The sequence below is a fragment of the Streptomyces sp. DH41 genome (genome assembly GCF_029813785.1).
In the GTDB taxonomy this organism is placed as follows: domain Bacteria; phylum Actinomycetota; class Actinomycetes; order Streptomycetales; family Streptomycetaceae; genus Streptomyces.
Map to the genome: position 1 here is coordinate 23,561 of NZ_JARVKY010000029.1, position 14,829 is coordinate 38,389.

Annotated in this window: 14 protein-coding genes; 8 read left to right on the top strand and 6 right to left on the bottom strand. The window is 70.7% G+C overall.

The genetic code is table 11. The features are described 5' to 3' along the window. Window positions 1-6 precede the first annotated feature (6 nt). The 3 genes from QC283_RS33735 to QC283_RS33745 all read right to left on the bottom strand — a co-directional run bounded on the left by QC283_RS33735 (window position 7) and on the right by QC283_RS33745 (window position 2,384). On the bottom strand, window positions 7-459 hold the full coding sequence (locus QC283_RS33735) for a VOC family protein (protein WP_279565566.1): 453 nt from the start codon (window positions 457-459) through the stop codon (window positions 7-9). 147 nt (window positions 460-606) lie between these two features. Then, entirely contained in the window at window positions 607-1,608 is a 1,002-nt protein-coding gene (locus QC283_RS33740; protein ID WP_279565567.1) for an NADPH:quinone reductase, read from the bottom strand. Between the two features lie 236 nt (window positions 1,609-1,844). Beyond that, window positions 1,845-2,384, bottom strand: a complete 540-nt coding sequence (locus QC283_RS33745; RefSeq protein WP_279565568.1) for a DUF2269 domain-containing protein — start codon at window positions 2,382-2,384, stop codon at window positions 1,845-1,847. Between the two features lie 191 nt (window positions 2,385-2,575). On the opposite strand from QC283_RS33745, the gene QC283_RS33750 reads away from it, so the two are divergent. From QC283_RS33750 to QC283_RS33760, 3 genes are all read left to right on the top strand, one after another. After that, entirely contained in the window at window positions 2,576-3,019 is a 444-nt protein-coding gene (locus tag QC283_RS33750) for a hypothetical protein (protein ID WP_279565569.1), read from the top strand. Window positions 3,020-3,145: 126 nt separating this feature from the next. Next, window positions 3,146-3,538, top strand: coding sequence for a hypothetical protein (locus tag QC283_RS33755; RefSeq protein ID WP_279565570.1), 393 nt, complete (start codon window positions 3,146-3,148; stop codon window positions 3,536-3,538). Between the two features lie 159 nt (window positions 3,539-3,697). Beyond that, window positions 3,698-4,291, top strand: coding sequence for a TetR/AcrR family transcriptional regulator (locus QC283_RS33760; protein WP_279565571.1), 594 nt, complete (start codon window positions 3,698-3,700; stop codon window positions 4,289-4,291). A 12-nt stretch (window positions 4,292-4,303) separates the two neighbouring features. On the opposite strand, the gene QC283_RS33765 is transcribed toward QC283_RS33760, so the two are convergent. Beyond that, window positions 4,304-5,323: an SMP-30/gluconolactonase/LRE family protein gene (locus QC283_RS33765; RefSeq protein WP_279565572.1), complete on the bottom strand. Its 1,020-nt coding sequence runs from the start codon at window positions 5,321-5,323 to the stop codon at window positions 4,304-4,306. Between the two features lie 200 nt (window positions 5,324-5,523). On the opposite strand from QC283_RS33765, the gene QC283_RS33770 reads away from it, so the two are divergent. The 5 genes from QC283_RS33770 (at window position 5,524) to QC283_RS33790 (ending at window position 12,957) form a co-directional block, all read left to right on the top strand. After that, window positions 5,524-7,338 carry a flavin-containing monooxygenase gene (locus QC283_RS33770; RefSeq protein WP_279565573.1) on the top strand — a complete coding sequence of 605 codons (1,815 nt, stop codon included), beginning with the start codon at window positions 5,524-5,526 and terminating at the stop codon, window positions 7,336-7,338. Between the two features lie 278 nt (window positions 7,339-7,616). Next, on the top strand, window positions 7,617-8,840 hold the full coding sequence (locus tag QC283_RS33775; RefSeq protein WP_336620680.1) for an oxygenase MpaB family protein: 1,224 nt from the start codon (window positions 7,617-7,619) through the stop codon (window positions 8,838-8,840). A gap of 253 nt (window positions 8,841-9,093) precedes the next feature. Then, window positions 9,094-11,397: a molybdopterin cofactor-binding domain-containing protein gene (locus QC283_RS33780; protein ID WP_279565575.1), complete on the top strand. Its 2,304-nt coding sequence runs from the start codon at window positions 9,094-9,096 to the stop codon at window positions 11,395-11,397. Window positions 11,398-11,424: 27 nt separating this feature from the next. After that, window positions 11,425-11,901, top strand: coding sequence for a (2Fe-2S)-binding protein (locus QC283_RS33785; RefSeq protein ID WP_279565576.1), 477 nt, complete (start codon window positions 11,425-11,427; stop codon window positions 11,899-11,901). 24 nt (window positions 11,902-11,925) lie between these two features. Continuing rightward, window positions 11,926-12,957 carry a porin PorA family protein gene (locus QC283_RS33790; protein WP_279565577.1) on the top strand — a complete coding sequence of 344 codons (1,032 nt, stop codon included), beginning with the start codon at window positions 11,926-11,928 and terminating at the stop codon, window positions 12,955-12,957. 17 nt (window positions 12,958-12,974) lie between these two features. On the opposite strand, the gene QC283_RS33795 is transcribed toward QC283_RS33790, so the two are convergent. Both QC283_RS33795 and QC283_RS33800 read right to left on the bottom strand, forming a co-directional pair. Next, window positions 12,975-13,859 (bottom strand): aldo/keto reductase, encoded by an 885-nt coding sequence (locus QC283_RS33795; protein ID WP_279565578.1) that lies wholly within the window; start codon window positions 13,857-13,859, stop codon window positions 12,975-12,977. Window positions 13,860-13,873: 14 nt separating this feature from the next. Next, window positions 13,874-14,812, bottom strand: a complete 939-nt coding sequence (locus QC283_RS33800) for an NAD-dependent epimerase/dehydratase family protein (RefSeq protein ID WP_279565579.1) — start codon at window positions 14,810-14,812, stop codon at window positions 13,874-13,876. Window positions 14,813-14,829: the final 17 nt, after the last annotated feature.

Sequence of the window (14,829 nt, forward strand, 5' to 3'; positions counted from 1 at the left end):
ACAGCGTCAGCCGTCACCCGCGGGTGGATCGGCGAGGATGCCGTTCAGCAGCCCGGTGGACTGACCGACTTCGATCAGGTAGCCGTCCGGGTCACGCAGGTAGCAGCGGAGTTCGGCCTTCCGGTCGATCGGCGGGGTGAGGAACTCCGCGCCCAGCTCACTCCACTCGCGGTAGCAGCGTTCGATGTCGGCCACCCGGATGTTCAGGAAGCCGGCGGCCGTCCCCGGATCGGTCGGCGGGCGCAGTGTGACGTCGGGTTTGTCCGGGGTCGGACCGCCGCCCGGATTCATGATGAGCCAGCTGTTCGCGAGCTTGACGATGCACGGGTTCTCGGCGAGTACCACCTCGCCACCGAGGACGTCGGAGTAGAAGGCACGCGAGCGCGGCACGTCGGCCACGGTGAGGAAGTGTGTGAGCAGCAGTCCCGAATCCGGGGCCGGAAGGTCTTCGCGGCGCATGCTTCGGTCCCCCCTCTCGGAGTGACGGGTCTCCTCCATGATGGGCCGCGATCGCCCGGACCGCGATCCCCCCGGGCCTCGGCCGCGCCGGAAGGACGATCAGCGGGACACGCGATCAGCCGGAGAGGCGATCAGCCCGAGAGACGATCAAGAGGGCGTGAGGATCAGGCGCCCCCGCACCTCACCGGCCTCCAGCCTCCGGTGCGCCTGCGCGGTCATCGACAGGGGCAGGCGATCGGCGATGCGCGGACGCCACGGTGTGTCCCTCAGGACGCGTACGACGCCCCCGGCGGCCTCGGCGAGGTCGGCGGTCGTGGCATTGCTGATGGCGAAGCCCACGATGCCGGCGTCCTTGGTGTAGAGCCGGCTCAACGGCAGCTCGGCGGGCCCTGTGCCCAGTCCGACCATCGCGACCAGGCGCCCGCCCCGCGCCAGCAGGTCCACCGCGTCGGCCAGCACCCCGTGCCCGGACGTGTCCAGATGCACGTCGTAGCCGTCGGGGGCGGCACCCCGTACCCGGGCGCCGAGGTCGGGCGACCGGTAGTCGATGACCTCGGCGGCTCCGAGCCCGCGCAGCGCCGTGGCGTCCTCGGCACGCGCCGTCGCCACCACCCGCGCCCCGGCCCGGGAGGCCATCGCCACGGCGGCGCCGCCCACGTTTCCGGCGCCACCCCCGATGTACACGGTCTCCCCCGGCCTCAGCCGCCCGTGCCGGAACAGCGCCAGCCAGGCCGACGCCGCCGGGTGGGCGGCCGCCACGAGATGCTCCTCGTCGATGTCGCGCGGCACCGTGTAGAGGCGTTCGGCCGGGACCGTCGCGTACTGGGCGAAGGATCCCTGACGGCCCGCGTGGCCCAGGCTGTCGCACCACACCCGTTGCCCGGGGGCGAAACCCACCGCGCCGGCGCCGGCCAGGGCGACCTCGCCCACCAGGTCACGGCCGACGACGAAGGGGAACGGCAGCGGTGTGGCGTACGCCCCGGACCGTACGAAGGTGTCCACCGGGTCGACGGCCACGGCCGCGACGCGCACGAGTACGTCCGTGGGCCCGATCGAAGGCACGGGTAGCTCGCCGTGGTGGATGTGGTCGGCCGGGCCGACGGAGTCGATGTACGCCGCCCGCATCAGGTCGGGGACTGTGCCGGTCATCTGATCCCTCCGTGGAAACCCCCGCGTACGCATGGGGGAGATGGCGGCCTCCTGCCGAGCAGGGCAAGGGGCTGGAATTCGCCGCCAGGACGGATCCCACTGCTCCAACCTACGGATTGCCGCTTCCCGTCACCGGTACGGCGGTCGGCATCGACCCGGGATTCGACCACCTGCCGACCCTGTCCACCGGCGAAGGGCCACTCCCCCGCCCCGCTCATTCACCGGGCGCGCCTGTCTCAGACTCCGGCGGTGCGGGCTCCTGGGCCGCGCCCGGCCGCCCCGGCTCGCGCGCGTAGTCTGCGGCCGCGCCGTGTCGGCCCCCAGGGTTTGAGGACCGAGATCACCGTCATGAAGACGTAGGCGGAGAGGGAGACGACCGGCCCGGACAGGACCTCGCCCGCATCGGGCAGCGGCCCGCCCGCGGCGACCGCCGCGACCGCGGCGTCGACTCCGGGGCGCAGCGCGAAGACGGTGGCGGTCGCCGTGGCCAGCGTCAGCCAGAACTTCGTGAACACCCACCGGTGCCGGGCCAGCCCCCACGGCGTGCCCAGGGCCAGCACCAGACCGCTCGCGAGGGTGAGGAACGCGAGGGGAAGCAGAAGCCAGTCGGCGAAGAGCTTCATGCCACGGACACTGGCCTCCACGGTCACCGGGGAGGCGGTGGTGGCGGCGGTGGCTCCGAGCGCCAGCAGCCCGAGTGTGAGCCCGAGCCAGCCGGCGGAGGCGACGACATGGACGACGAGAAGGACCCGGCGTGCGGGACGGCTGAGTTTCACCCCACCCACGCTGCCGGGCGACGGCCGTGAAGACGTCCGGCGAGGGGAGTAACCGCGCGTACTGACCCGGGCGTACGCACGGGAGGGGGCCATGACCCGATCGGCGCAGGCCACCGTCGTCCGCCCTGCGAGGAGGCCTCGCCCGTCCTAGGCTGGCGGGCGTCTTTCAGGATTCGCCGCGAGGAGTTCCCATGCGTCTGCCCATCGAACCCAGGCATGTCGCCCCACGACTGGCCACCGGGGCGTTCATCCTCAACTCCGGTCTGGCCAAGCGTGGTGCCGACGAGCAGACCGCCTCGATGCTGCACGGGATGGCGAAGAACGCCTATCCGTTCCTCGACAAAGTGCGGCCGACGACCTTCGTCCGTCTGCTGTCCGCCGGTGAGATGGCGCTCGGCGCCGCTCTGCTCCTGCCGGTCGTACCGACGGCCGTGGCGGGGGCCGGCCTGACCGCGTTCTCGGCCGGACTGGTGGGTCTGTACCTGCGCACTCCCGGCATGCGGGAGGAAGGCGGCCTGCGTCCGACCCAGGAGGGCACGGCCTTGGCGAAGGACACCTGGATGCTCGGTGTCGGGGTGGGATTCGTCGTCGACGCGCTCACGCGCAGGTCCCGGTGCTCGCGTGGAGCCCTTTGACGGTTCCGCTGTTCGCGCGCGGTGCGAACGCCCCAGTTGGACGACCCGGGTGGCGAAATATACGTTTTGCCCCATTCGGCCTGGTGACTCGTGCGGAGTACATCCACTCGTGACGAGGTGAGAACCATGCTGGTGCTGGGCCTCCTGCTGATGGCGGGCGCCGCCGCCTTCGCGGGTCTGCTGATCGCGTACAACCTGTCCGGCGGTCCGGACTACACGGTGACGCTGCTGGGCAGTGAACCGTTCACGATCAGCACGCTCGGAGCGTTTCTCGGCGGTATCGCCCTGACCCTGATCTTCGGCCTGGGCATGTGGATGCTGCTGGCCGGCACGGTGCTGGCGCGCCACCGCAGCAAGAAGCGCCGCGGGGAGCGGGAGACCGCCCGACGTGCCGCCGCGGAGCGCGACCAACTGGCCGGCCGTCTGGACGGCGGCGAGGGCGGCGGCACAAGCGCCTCGGACGAGACGGCGGGACGCCCGGCCGCCCACCGGCCGCACCGGCTCCGGCTGCACCACTGAGCGACGGGGCCGGCCGGCGCGGCGGGCAACCCTCCCGGCCGGCCCCGACCATCAGCCACCCCCTTGGCCCGTCGTTCCCCGACGCGGCAGGTCCGGAGCCCCCGCCCGCGCCGACATCCGCGGCCACGGCACCGGGGGGCGGCCCGGTACCCTTTCGGGGTGACGCAGCTTTCCACGCCGCACGAGGGGCGGCGTCCCCCGAACGGCGGCCCGAAGGCTGCCGCCCGCAACCGGGCGGCTCTGGTCGCCGCCGCCCGTGAGGTCTACGCGGAGCACGGTCTCGACGTCCCGCTTTCCGCCATCGCACGGCGGGCCGGCGTGGGGCAGGGCGTGCTGTACCGGCACTTTCCCGACCGCACCGCCATATCCGCCGCGGTTCTGGAAGAGAACGTGCGGCAAATCGAGCAGGCCTCCGCGGACGACACCGTCTCCTTCGACGACGTCCTGGGAGTACTCACCTGGCACCTGACGGAATCGGCGGCGTTCATCGGGCTTCTGCACGACGACGGGGCGGCCGGCCGATCCGAGCCGCACGAGCAGGCGATGGCTCTGTCCCGGCGGGTCGAGCGAGCCCTGCGCCGGCGCCTTCCAGCCGGTCACCGGCTGGAAGGCGCGGACGATCTCATGCTCGCCGTCGCCATGGTCTCCGGTGCTGTCACCGGGCCCGCCCGTCACGACCGGGAGCGTCGGGCCCTGGCGGCCTGGCGTCTACTGGGCGTGGCGGTGGGACCGGTGCGGCCGCTCGGCGAGTGAGACCGTGACCGGTCAGCCGCCGTTCGACTGCCGGACGCCCTCCGCCAGCGCGTCGAAGCGGTACAGATAGCCTCCGGCGGGCCCGCTGACCGTCATGTACGCCGTGGTTCCACCGGGCGTGATCGCCACGTTCGTCGCCGATTCGAGCCCGGAGGCGCGTCCGGGAACCTCGATCGTCGCGAGCCGCTCGCCGTGCTGGTCGTACACCGCCATCGCGGGGCGGCCGTGCAGTCCCTGGTACAGGTTGCCGTCCGCGTCCACGGCGATCGAGTCGGTCTGGGCGATGCCGCCGTCGACCTGGACGGCCGTGTGCTGGGAGGTCACCGCTCCGCCTTCGTCGAGGCGGAGGTAGGAGATGCGGTTCTGGGTGAGTTCACTGATCCACAGCCCCCGATAGTCACGGTCGAACGAGATGCCGTTCGTCGCGGCCAGGTTGTCGGCCAGGACGGTGGCCTTCCCGCCGTCCCGGCCGATCCGCACCACACGTCCGCGCTCCTGACGCTCGGTCATGCCTCGCGAGTCGCTGATGTACAGGTTGCCGTCCCTGTCGAAGGCGAGGTCATCGGGGTTCATCCGTGCTCCGTCGACCGGGCCGGAGAAGAAGACCCGGAGGTCTCCGCCGTCAGACGCGAGGCTCACGATTCGGCCGCCGGCGAAGTCCGTCAGGTAGAGCCGGCCGTCGTACGGGCTGAACTGCGCCGAGGTGTAGGTCCCGCGGCCGTCGGTGTGGAGCGCCCGTGCCGTCTTCTCGGTGACGTCGACACGCATCACCTTCGGCTCCCCCTCGGGGGCGGTGACGTCGACGACCAGCAGGTTGCCTTCGGCATCGAAGGTCGGCCCTTCCAGCAGGGTCATCCCGGTGGCCGCGTGCGCCGTCGTCAGCCGCATCAGCTTGTGGGCGGTTATGGTCCGCTCCCCGCCCTTCGAGGGCGCCTGGGCGCCGGGGTCAGCCGTCTGCGTACCGCATCCGGTGAGGGCCAGGGCGCCGATCGTGGCGAGCACTGCGAGGGGGCGGGTCGGCAGTCGCCGCATGGAGGTCACTCTTCCTCTTCTCGTGGGGGCGTTCGTCCGAGCAGCTCCACACCCGGGAACGAACGTTTCCAGCCGAATACTGTGATGCGCTCACGACTAACCGGACAGCGTTGTCCGGTGGTTGTTACGGTAGCTGATGGCGGCCCCCGTCTGGGGGGTTGACCCTGTGAAGATCGAGGATTTGGACAGAGGCCCCCCACATGACCGACCCCCAAGTCATTGGCGACCGCGAACTCGACGCCCTGAAGGAGCGCTACCGGTTCGAACGTGAGCGACGTGTACGGCCCGACGGAACCGGTCAGTACCAGAGCACCGACGCCGAGTTCGGCTACTACGCGGCCGACCCCTACGCCGGAGAGGTGAGCGAACGCGAGCCGCTGCGGGACATCGTCGACGTAGCGGTCGTCGGCGGCGGATTCGGCGGCATCCTCGCCGGGGCGCGCCTGCGGCAACAGGGTGTGGAGCGCGTCCGGATCATCGAGAAGGGCGGCGATTTCGGCGGCACCTGGTACTGGAACCGGTACCCGGGCATCCACTGCGACATCGAGTCGCACGTGTACCTTCCGATGCTCGACGAGACCGGATACGTACCGGAGTGGAAGTACGCGCCCGGCGAGGAGATCCGCCGCCACGCGGTGCGGATCTCCGAGAAGTTCGACCTTTACAGGGATGCCCTCCTGTCCACCGCGGTCACCTCACTGACCTGGGACGAGGCGTCGGACAAGTGGATCGTGGCCACCGACCGGGGGGACGCCTTCCGCGCCACCTACGTGGTCACCGCCACAGGCACCCTCTCCGAGCCGAAACTGCCCGGCATACCCGGCATCGAGACCTTCCAGGGGCACACCTTCCACACGTCCCGATGGGACTACACCTACACCGGCGGCACCCCGGACGGCGGCCTGACCGGTCTGGCGAACAAGCGGGTCGGCGTCGTCGGGACCGGAGCGACGGGCATCCAGGCCATTCCGCTCCTCGCCGAGGACGCCGGTCACGTCTACGTCTTCCAGCGCACCCCCTCCAGCGTGGATGTCCGGGCCAACCGCCGCACCACCGCCCAGGACGTCGCGGCGGACGACGAGGGCTGGGCCCGCCGACGCCGGGACAACTTCCTCCGCATCGTCTCCGGTGAGACGGTCGAGGAGGACCTCGTGGCGGACCGCTGGACCTCCTCGGCGGTGCTTCTGGAGAAGCTCGTGGGCAGCTTCCGCCGGCACGGCGACCCGGCGGCCTTCGAAGCGGCCTACGAACTGGCCGACGCGGCCAAGATGAACGAGCTGCGCAGCCGCGTCGAGCGGTGCGTCACCGATCCGGACACCGCGGAGAAGCTCAAGCCCTGGTACCGGTACGCCTGCAAGCGCCCCACCTTCTCCGACAAGTACTACCCGGCGTTCAACCGTGACAACGTCACCCTGGTCGACACCGCCGACACCCACGGCATCGAGCGCATCACCCCGCACGGCGTCGTGGTCGGCGACACCATCTACGAACTCGACTGCCTCGTCTTCGCCACCGGCTTCTCCGTCGGCACCTCCGGCGTCCTCTCCGGCAAGCTCCCCGTGCACGGCCGCGGCGGCACCCAGCTGCTGCACGCGTGGGCCCAGCGGGGTCCGCGCACGCTGCACGGCTTCACCAGCAACGGCTTCCCGAACCTGATCCAGCTGGGGTCCCTGCAGAACGCCGCCAGCGTCAACTTCACGCACGTCCTGGACGAGCAGGCGGTACACGCCGCCGCCCTCGTCGCCGCCGCCGAAGCCCGTGACGCCGTCATCGAACCCTCCCGCGACGCCGAGGACGACTGGCTCGCCACCCTGGCCAAGGGCTCACCCGATCACGAGTGGTTCCACGCCGAGTGCACCCCCGGCTACTACAACCGCGAGGGGCGCGGCCGGCCGAACGGCCCGACCGCCTACCCCCACGGGGCCGCCGCCTTCCACGACCTGCTGGCCCGTTGGCGTGAAGGGCCCCTGGACGAGGTCCTGCGGGTGAAGGAGGCGAAGGAGGGGACGCGGTAGGAGACAGCAGGAGACAAGGGAACAAGAAGTCGACGTGGCCGTACCCGGCGGGTCTTCCCCGCCGGGTACGGCCACGTCCACCTCCCCAGCACGGACGGAGCACCGGGTGACCCCATGGGCGCCAACAGGACAGGTTCCGCGAGCGTCTCCCTGATTCTGTGAAGCCTCTGGCGTTCACGTCACGCATGTGCTCCCCTGTTGAAACAAGGAAGCACAAAATGTTTCATCGTACCAACCCAGTCCACGGTGCCCCGGAACTCGAGGAGGAGTTCGAAGCGATGGACGACCTGAGCAGGCGCAAGATGCTGATCGTGGGAGGAGCGCTCGGAGCGCTCGGGACACTGGGGGCCGCGTCGCCGGTCCACGCACGGCCCCTGTGGACGTGGGCGCCGAGCGGCTCGGTGGCGGGCAAGGGAGCGGGCGTCGACCCCGAGTGGGTCTGGGACGAGGAAGCCGATCCCGTACTCGCCGCCGTGATCGAACGCGGTGACGTGGCCAAAGCCAACGCGGCGCTGAGCAAGTGGACCCGCAACGACCAGCCCCTGCCGGCCGGCCTCCCCGCGGATCTGCGCGACTTCATGGAGAAGGCACGCCGACTGCCCGCCTGGGCGGACCGGGACAAGCTCGCGGCCGCGGCCAGGTTCACCACGAAGAAGGGCATCTACACCGGAGCCCTGTACGGCCTGGGCAGCGGCCTCATGAGCTGTGCCATCCCGAGGGAGGCACGCGCCGTCTACTACTCCAAGGGCGGCGCGGACATGAAGGACCGCATCGCCAAGACGGCCCAACTCGGGTACGACGTCGGGGACCTGGACGCCTACCAGCCGCGGGGCGGAATGATCGTGACCGCCGTGAAGACCCGGCTGGTACACGCGGCCGTGCGGCATCTGCTGCCTCAGTCGCCGGGCTGGTCCCGCACCAGTGGCGGCCAGACCATCCCCATCAGCCAGGCCGACATCATGGTCACCTGGCACAGCCTGGCCACGTTTGTCATGAGCAAGCTAAGGGACTGGAGGGTGCCGATCACCACCGCCGAGTCGGACGGCTACCTGCACGTGTGGCAGGTCACCGCGCACATGCTCGGCGTCCTGGACGAGTACATCCCCGCCACCTGGGACGAGGCCAACGCCCAGTCCAAGCAGGTCCTCGACCCGATCCTGGCCTCCACGCCCGAGGGCAACGAGCTGACCGACGTCCTCCTCGACATCGTCGCGGAACTCGACGCCGGTCTCACCCGGCCCCTCATCAACGGCTTCGCCCGGTACACGCTGGGCGACCGGACCGGCAACCTGATCGGGCTGGAGAGGGAGCCGTTCTGGCAGCCGTTGATCGGCGCCGCCTGGCCGCTGTTGGTGGCCTTCCGCGAAGGTCTCATTCCGCTGCCGCTGATCCCCCAGGCCGCCTGGGCGGTGGAGGAGGCCCTCCGCAAGTTCGTCCTGCTCTTCCTCTCCGAGGGCAGGGGCATCCACCTCGAGATCCCGGACGCCAACCGCCCCTCCTGAGCCACGTCCGACACCGCCGAAGCGCGCGGGTACGTCCTCACCGGCGTACCCCCGCCAGGTGCCGCACACGTTCCGCGAGCCCACCGCGCCGACCGTGCCACCCCGTACCGACGGGCGGGCTCTTCGACCACGAACACGAGTTGAGACGGATGACTACGTCGCACAGTGACCGAACGACACGGTCGCGCTTCGTCGAGGCCGCCGGCCACGCACAGCCGCCGGCACAACCGGCAGCAAGAGCAGGAGGCCGCCGGTGACAGGCACCGACCCCTCGTCGCGGGACGCCGTTTCCCAGCCCTTCGCCAGACGCCGGTTCCTCGGGTACGTCCTGGCCGCGCCGACGCTGACGACCGCGGCCCAGCTCGTCCCCGCCTTGGAGGCGCGGGCGGACATCCCCTCGCCGGAGATCACGGAACTGATCGACCTCAACGACGTGATGACGGCCGCGGCCCTGCCGACGTCCGGCCTGATCACGGTCGAGGTGAACACGGACGGCACCGTGTCCTTCGCGCTGCCGCGGACCGAAGTGGGACAGGGCATCACGACGTCGACGGCCATGCTGATCGCCGAGGAACTCGGCATCCCCCTCACCCGGGTGCACATCACCCTGGCCGACGCGCGCCCGGAGCTGCTGTTCAATCAGCTCACCGGCGGGTCGAACACGACGTTCTCGACCTACACCCCGATCCGGGTCGCCGCAGCCATCGCCCGGCAGCGGCTGCTCCGGGCGGCGGCGACCGAATGGGACACCGCCCTCACCGAGCTGACCTGGGATGCCGGAGTCGTCACCGGCCCCGGGAACCGGAGCGCCGGCATAGGGACACTCTCCCGCAAGGCGGCGGGCGTGCGGACCGAGGAGGTGTCGGTCGGCCTCAAGCCTCGCGACATGTTCACCGTCATCGGCAAGCCGCACAACCGCGTCGACGCCCGCGCGGCGGTCACCGGGCGTAAGAGGTTCACGCTGGACCTCGACGTCCCGGACGCCCTGCCGACCATGGTCTGCCGTCCGCCGACGATCAACGGCGAGGTCGGATCGGTGTCCAATCTGTCCGAGGTCCGTTCCCTGCCCGGTGTCACCGACGTCGTCGTGATACCGACCGGGGTGGTGGTGCGGGCGACCACCTTCGGCCGGTGCGTCGACGCGGTGCGTGCCCTGCGGGTGACATGGAAGCCCGGCAGCGCCGAGGGCAAGTCCGACGACTCCGTGCTCAAGGAACTACGGGCGGCCGAACTGCCCCTGGGCCTCCCGCCGCTGACACCGAGCGTGGAGGAGAGGTTCACCTTCCACTTCCGTAGCAACAGCGCGCTGGAACCCAACTGCGCGATAGCCGACGTGCGTTCCGACCGTGCCGAGGTCTGGTCGAGCCTGAAGGCCCCGATCGTCGCGAAGGAGGCGATCGCCGCCAGGCTCGGCCTGCCGCTCCAGGCGGTGACCGTGCATGTCACGGAGGGGGGCGGGTCCTTCGGCCGCAAGCTCTTCTTCGACGCCGCGCTGGAGGCCGTCGAGGTCTCCCGGCGGATCCGCAAGCCGGTGAAACTCATGTGGCACCGCGCCGACGACTCCCGCCAGGGACGCACCCACCCCATGGCCACCTCCCGAGTACGCATCTCCTACCTGGGCGACACCGTCCTCGGCTACAAGCAGCGGCACACCAGCGTGTCCACCGACCTCGGCCACGGACTCGGGGAGATCTTCACCGCCCTGGCCGCGAGACTGCCGGTGGGTGACATCGGGTTCTCCCAGACCTTCTTCCAGCTCTCCCAGTCGATGCCCTACGACTTCGGCGCGAACAGCCGGCTGCTGAGCGAGACCGACAAGGGCTTCAACACCGGCAGCATGCGCAACGTCTACTCCCCCGACGTCACCTGCGCCCGGGAGCTCCTCGTCGACCGGCTCGCCGCCAGGATGGGCAAGGACCCTTACCGGTTCCGGCACGACTTCCTGGGGGACGACCGCGCGCGTGCCGTGCTGGACAAGGCCGCCGAGGCCGGAAACTGGGGCCGGAGCATGCCCGCCGGTACGGCGCAGGGCATCGCCTTCCACTCCGAATACCACTCCGCCGGCGCGGTGCTGGTGGAACTCGACTGCCGCCCCGAGACCGTCGGCCGCCCCATCCGCGACGGCGTCGCCGGCCCCCGCGTCACCAAGGCCGTCATCGCCGTGGACGTCGGCCTGGCCGTCAACCCGCGTGGTCTGGAAGCACAGATGATGGGCTGCCTGATGGACGGCATCGCCCTGACCCTGACCTCCAGCCTGCACCTGCGCGACGGACACTTCCTCGAAGCCAGCTGGGACAACTACTTCTACACCCGGCAGTGGAACACACCGCCCGAACTCCGGGTCATCGTCATGCCACCCACCACCGGCGAACCCGGCGGCGCCGGGGAACTCGGCGTCGCCGCCTCCATGGCCGCGGTCGCCTGCGCGTACGGCCGCGCCACCGGCACCATGCCCACGGTCTTCCCCGTCAACCACGGCACGCTCTCCTTCGAACCGAAACCCACCGTCCCGCCCGTCCCCGCCTCCCCCACCGACGGCCTGGATCACGTCCGCTGAAGTCCGCTGAATCACCTGGGAGTTCCCGTGCCCGAGCACACATTTCGCCTCAACGGCGAACAGGTCACCGTCGACGCCCCGGACGACGAGCGACTGCTGTGGGTCCTTCGCGACATCCTCGGCGTCACCGGACCGAAGTACGGCTGCGGCATCAACGTCTGCAAAGCCTGTACGAGCCACCTCAACGGCAGGGCGGCCAACCCCTGCTCCATCCCGGTGAAGGACCTGCGGCCGTCCGACGAGGTCACCACCATCGAAGGGCTCCCGGCCACCGTGGGCGCGGACCTGCACCCGATGCAGGAGGCATGGCTCGACCACGACGTGGCCCAGTGCGGCTACTGCCAGCCCGGCCAGATCATGGCCGCCGTCGCCCTGGTCCGCCGGGTCAAGGAGGAGGGCCGCACGGTCACCGAGGCCGACCTGGACGGCATCCGCAACATCTGCCGCTGCGGCACCTACCCCCGTATCCGTGAGGCGATCAGAGCCGGCTCCGAGAACATGTGACCAGACAAATGAGGGGAGGACGTCGTGTCCGCTCGTCGTCCGACGATCGTGCTCATCACCGTGGCCGTGATCCTGACCACCGCCGCGGCAGTCCTTCGCCTCGTCGTCGCCCCGAACGCGACGAAGCTGCCCGGTGACACCGACCAGACGGTGCACTACGCGGGCGAGGCCACCCTGCTGGACAGCGATGCCCTGCGGGCCGGGGACACCGCGCACGCGCTCCGGTCCGGCGTCCCCATCACCGTGGACCGTCGGGTGCGGGTCACGTCCACACACGGCGACACGGCCGTGCTGGAGGACGTGCTGACGGTCCACGCCGGCGAGCAGTCCCTGCCCAGCTCGAAGACGTACGCCATCGACCGGGGAAGCAGGAAGGGCACGTCACCACCGGCCTCGACACCGGTGGAGCCCTCGCGGGGCGCGCTGAGCGCGGCCTTCCCGCCGGAGGCGGCGCAGGACGACTCCTACACGTACTACGACGCGACGACCCGCTCGATCGTGCCGGTCCGCTACACCGGGACCGCGCAACGGGAGGGCCGTGAGGTGAACGTCTACGAGATCAAGGTCTCGGCGCCCGTCAAGGACCCTGAGACGCTCGAACCGCTCCCGTCCGCCCTGCCGAAGAAGCTCGTCGCGAGCCTGGTGCCCGGGCTCGACTCCCCGGCCGGAGCCCGCGTCACGCCCGCGGCGCTGTCCGCGCTGCCCGATCCCGTACCGCTCGGCTACCTGGGTCGGTCCACCCTGGTCGCCTACGTCGACCAGCAGACCGGCATCGCCATCGATCAGTCCGTGAGCAGGCGGGTCGTGGCGACCACCTCCGTGGCCGGTGCGCAGACCCCCCTGATGCCGGTATCCGCCTTCAGCTTCGAGGTCACTCCCGAGAGCGTCGGCGACCTGGGCGACAGAGCGGCATCAGCCGGCCTCATGCTCACTCTCCAGACCGGCATCGCTCCACTCGCCCTGACCGTCGTCGCCGCCGTGCTCGTCCTGGTCGCGTTCCGACTCGGACGAGTTGCCGGAGTAGCCGCATCCGGCGGTCGAGGTCGAGGTCGGTGAGCGACCCGTGAGCCGGCTCAGTTGGGCCGAACGTTTTCGAGTTCCGCCAGCTCCCGCGTGTCCAGCGTGAGCTCAACGGCCCTGGCCGAGTCGGTGATGGAGGCCGGACGGCTGGCTCCCGGTACCGGGATCACTGCCGGGGAGCGGGCGAGCAGCCAGGCCAGGGCGATCCGCTGTGGACTGACGCCGCGTTCGGCGGCGATGCGGTGGAAGGCCGTGCCGACGGAGGTAGGGCCGGCGGGGCCGTCGAGGGAACTGCGGGAGATTCCGCCGAGTGGGCTCCAGGGCAGGAAGGCGAGCCCCAGCTGTTCACTCAGCCGCAGCTCGGGCTCGCTGTCGCGGACGGCGGGCGAGTACTGGTTCTGCACGGAGACGAGTCCGTCGCCGAGGATCTGATGTGCCTGGCGGATCTGAGCGGTGGTCACGTTGGAGATGCCGGCGGCGCGGATCGTGCCGGCTTCGAGCAGCTCGCGCAGCGCTCCGACGGATTCCGCCCAGGGCACGGTCGGGTCCGGCTTGTGCAGCTGGTACAAGCCGATCGCGTCGGCGCCCAGGCGCTTGGCGGAGGCTTCAGCGGCTTGCTTGAGGTGGGCAGGGGTGGCGGTGACGGTCCAACTCCCGTCGCCGGGGCGGCCGCGGCCGCCCTTGGTGGCCACCAGGACATGGGAGGTGTCGCCGCCGTAGCGGGCCAGGGCGCGGGCGATCAGCAGCTCGTTGTGGCCCGCCTCGTCGGCGTGCCAGTGGTAGCTGTCGGCGGTGTCGACAAGGGTGACACCGGCGTCGAGGGCGGCGTGGACGGTGGCGATGGCCCGCGTCTCGTCCGGGCGGTGCTCGATGGACAGCGGCATGGCGCCCAGGCCGATGGCGCTGACGGTGGTGTGGGCGATGGTGCGGTACCGCATGGTGGCCTTGCTCCTCAATCGGTGGGAACGGCGGATACGGCGAGGGCTTCGGCGACGGCGCCGGGCAGCCAGTCGGTGGTGCGGGAGAAGGAGAAACCCAGCGCCTTCGCGCGGGCGTTGCTCATGGCGTAGTGGCGGTCGACTGAGAACGGCGAAACCTCCTCGCCCGCTGCGGCGGTCCGGTAGACGGCTTCCCGGCCGGCCTGCGCGGCGACGGTCTCGGCGAGGCCGTGCACATCGAGTGGGCCGTCGGAGCAGGCGTTGACCGGGCCCGTGAAGTCGGCTGCGGTCGCCCACATCAGCAGGTCCGCCAGCTCCTCGTAGTGGATGAAGACCGTGGGCAGCGCCTTCGCGTGCACAGTGATCTCTTCGCCCAGGGTGACGCGCCCGGCGTAGTGCGCCAGCCTGCCGGTGAATTCCCGCACGCCGCCGCCGAGCACATGGGCGCTGCGCACGGTGGCGAAGGAGAAGCCGGCGGCGTGGGTGAAGACGGCCTCGGCCTGCCGCTTGCCCTCGGCGTAGTGCGCCTCCAGGTAGGCGTCGTCGTGCCAGGGCAGGTCCATGGCCACCTTCCAGGTGGCCGGGTCCACACTCTCCTCCGACACCGGCGTCCCCGAGGGCACGGCGGGCAGGGCGGCGGTCGCGGGGTCGTAGACCTCGATCGTGGAGGTCATGACGTAGCGCCGGGTGCGGCCGGCGAAGGCGCGGGCGGCGACGGCGGCCTGTACCGGGGTGTAGCAGACCTGGTCCACCACGACGTCGAAGGCGCGGGCGTCGAGCGCGGCCGTCAGGGCGGCCTCGTCGTCGCGGTCGACGACGAGGTGCTCGACGCCGGCAGGCGGCGGGGTGGAGCCGCGGTTGATCACAGTGACCTGGTGGCCGGCGGCCTGCAGGCGCTCTACCAGGAGCTTTCCGAAGTACCGGCTTCCGCCGATGACGCAGATCCTTTGCATGTCCCCATCCTGGAGAC

Bases quoted from the DNA above. Each gene is read 5' to 3' on its own strand.
- QC283_RS33800 (WP_279565579.1), bottom strand. From the start codon at position 14,812: ATGCAAAGGATCTGCGTCATCGGCGGAAGCCGGTACTTCGGAAAGCTC.
- QC283_RS33770 (WP_279565573.1), top strand. From the start codon at position 5,524: ATGACCGACCCCCAAGTCATTGGCGACCGCGAACTCGACGCCCTGAAG.
- QC283_RS33750 (WP_279565569.1), top strand. From the start codon at position 2,576: ATGCGTCTGCCCATCGAACCCAGGCATGTCGCCCCACGACTGGCCACC.
- QC283_RS33795 (WP_279565578.1), bottom strand. From the start codon at position 13,859: ATGCGGTACCGCACCATCGCCCACACCACCGTCAGCGCCATCGGCCTG.
- QC283_RS33740 (WP_279565567.1), bottom strand. From the start codon at position 1,608: ATGACCGGCACAGTCCCCGACCTGATGCGGGCGGCGTACATCGACTCC.
- QC283_RS33775 (WP_336620680.1), top strand. From the start codon at position 7,617: ATGGACGACCTGAGCAGGCGCAAGATGCTGATCGTGGGAGGAGCGCTC.
- QC283_RS33735 (WP_279565566.1), bottom strand. From the start codon at position 459: ATGCGCCGCGAAGACCTTCCGGCCCCGGATTCGGGACTGCTGCTCACA.
- QC283_RS33765 (WP_279565572.1), bottom strand. From the start codon at position 5,323: ATGCGGCGACTGCCGACCCGCCCCCTCGCAGTGCTCGCCACGATCGGC.
- QC283_RS33755 (WP_279565570.1), top strand. From the start codon at position 3,146: ATGCTGGTGCTGGGCCTCCTGCTGATGGCGGGCGCCGCCGCCTTCGCG.